4 protein-coding genes are annotated in these 1,934 nt (G+C 49.4%); all 4 read left to right on the forward strand.

Annotation, left to right across the window (positions count from 1 at the left end; translation table 11 throughout):
• The first annotated feature begins 122 nt into the window (after window positions 1-122).
• The 4 genes from J0A65_RS22735 (at window position 123) to J0A65_RS22750 (ending at window position 1,888) form a co-directional block, all read left to right on the forward strand.
• Window positions 123-584: a hypothetical protein gene (locus J0A65_RS22735; RefSeq protein WP_206596581.1), complete on the forward strand. Its 462-nt coding sequence runs from the start codon at window positions 123-125 to the stop codon at window positions 582-584.
• Between the two features lie 81 nt (window positions 585-665).
• A complete protein-coding gene (locus J0A65_RS27980) occupies window positions 666-974 on the forward strand; it encodes a putative signal transducing protein (protein WP_416135323.1) in 309 nt (102 codons plus the stop codon).
• Between the two features lie 148 nt (window positions 975-1,122).
• Entirely contained in the window at window positions 1,123-1,524 is a 402-nt protein-coding gene (locus J0A65_RS22745) for a GFA family protein (RefSeq protein ID WP_206596583.1), read from the forward strand.
• 64 nt (window positions 1,525-1,588) lie between these two features.
• The gene (locus J0A65_RS22750) at window positions 1,589-1,888 is read left to right on the forward strand and encodes a hypothetical protein (protein WP_206596584.1); all 300 of its coding nucleotides are present in this window, start codon (window positions 1,589-1,591) and stop codon (window positions 1,886-1,888) included.
• Window positions 1,889-1,934: the final 46 nt, after the last annotated feature.

The following is a 1,934-nucleotide window of genomic DNA, read 5'->3' on the forward strand; positions in this document are numbered from 1 at the left end:
CATGTAGCTCATGTAGCTCATGTAGCTCATGTAGCTAAAGGGGACAGATTTATTTTCGATGGGCGATCGCAATAAATAAATCCGTCCTTTTTCATTCCCACTAACCAAGCATCATACACCTTATGCAGTTACCGATTGAACTCGATAACGCCTTAAGCTTCACCCATGGTTTTCTCAAGGCACTAGAAATAGTTGCGAACAGAAAAGCAGGAATCTCTGTAGGCATTTATAAGCGCAACGGAACGCTAGAAGCCGACCTAGCCTTGCACCTCAAGAAGTGCAAAATCCAATACTCAACAATAAAAACATCACTTTCAAACCGCGACGAATTTATAAAAAAGTCCTGGAGCCCGCTAGACATATCACTCTCTCACCTATCTCCTACCGTCCGAGAAGACCTGAAGTGGCAATTCGAAGAATGCGTCGGCCTGCTTTCTACCGCAATTGATGAACGTGGACCGTTCAACCCTCTCTTCAGCGCTCCAATCCATGAAGTTAAATTCAAAAGTGACAATAAATGTTCTCTGCACACTCTTGAGATCGGCGATTGGACACTTGTATTTTTCGGCGAGCACAGCGCATAACAACATGTTAAAGCCGCTCGCCGGGACAGACCTAACACCAACCCCATAATCAGACATCAGGCATTTATTTTGCGGAAACTATTGGAATCTGACAGCCTTATCCAGGTAAACCTGATAGCCAGTTACCTGCAAAGCAATGGCATAACTGTAAAAATACTGAACGAACACCAGAGTTCCATCCGCTCGGTTATTTCCTTTAACAAACCCATACACCCTGAACTCTGGGTACACCCCGAACAGTTTGAAGCTGCTGCCAAACTTGTCGGCCGCTTTCAATACGAACAAGAATCAAATTATTCGCAAAGCGAAGCCGAGTGGCGGTGCAAAAACTGCAAGGAAAGCAACCCTGGCAACTTCATGTCTTGCTGGGCCTGTGGAAGCCACAATTAATCTTCCTTATGATTTGCGGCTTGAATAGCGGTTGAGCACGCCTAACAAGCGGCTCAATCCGTTTGTTTCCCTCACTGGTACAGGCTAACACCTGCGCCTTAAGTAAACGTCATGCCTGATTAATATGTAGACCATAGAAGAGATAGCTATGACTAAGCATGTTGGCTCTTGTCTATGCAGCACAGTGAAATTTGAGATCCATGGAGACTTCGACAGTTTTTACCTCTGCCACTGTAAACACTGCCAAAAGGACACTGGCTCTGCTTATGCATCAAATCTGTTTTCGCAGTCAGCTAAACTGACCTGGCTGGCGGGTGTAGATTCTGTGACATCCTTTACGCTTCCAGGCACCCGCCACAGCAAAAGCTTTTGCAGGTCGTGTGGCTCAGCATTGCCCAGCACTCAACTTACAAACCTGCTCGTTGTTCCTGCGGGTTGTTTGGACACAGAAATTGCTACGCTGCCGACTGCGCAAATTTTCACATCAAGCAAAGCAGCATGGGGTCGGGCGATTAGTGATGTGCCGGAGTTCGAAGGGCTGCCAGAGTAAGAGAAGCTCACCTTCTTGCAGAGCAGCTAGAATCTGCCCCTGAACCAAACATTAGGCGCGCAGGATGATTGTCTTCGCTTTTTTTGTTTGCTTCGTTGTGGCTACTACGGCGCTCGCTTTTGCAAAGCTGAGGCCCAAGGGTGCCTCCCCCGATCGCATCCGTGCATTTGATCGCTGGACCTGGTTGCTCGCGGCAGCTGCGGCGCTGGCCAGTGCTCTGTTCGCCTGGCCTGTCGATACGGACTCGATGGACAGCCTCTGGCGGCCCGCAGCGGCGGCGTTCAATGCATCATCCGCCTGGGCAATGGTGCTCCTGGGTGCAACGGCCATTCGGTACACCCTCTTCCGTGGGCAGCACACCTGATCACTGGAAAGCAGTGAGCGTCGAACCCGTTTGAAGCGCTGCCCGT

Source organism: Bowmanella yangjiangensis (genome assembly GCF_017255015.1).
Taxonomy (GTDB): domain Bacteria; phylum Pseudomonadota; class Gammaproteobacteria; order Enterobacterales; family Alteromonadaceae; genus Bowmanella; species Bowmanella yangjiangensis.

Bases quoted from the DNA above. Each gene is read 5' to 3' on its own strand.
- J0A65_RS22735 (WP_206596581.1), top strand. From the start codon at position 123: ATGCAGTTACCGATTGAACTCGATAACGCCTTAAGCTTCACCCATGGT.
- J0A65_RS22745 (WP_206596583.1), top strand. From the start codon at position 1,123: ATGACTAAGCATGTTGGCTCTTGTCTATGCAGCACAGTGAAATTTGAG.
- J0A65_RS22750 (WP_206596584.1), top strand. From the start codon at position 1,589: ATGATTGTCTTCGCTTTTTTTGTTTGCTTCGTTGTGGCTACTACGGCG.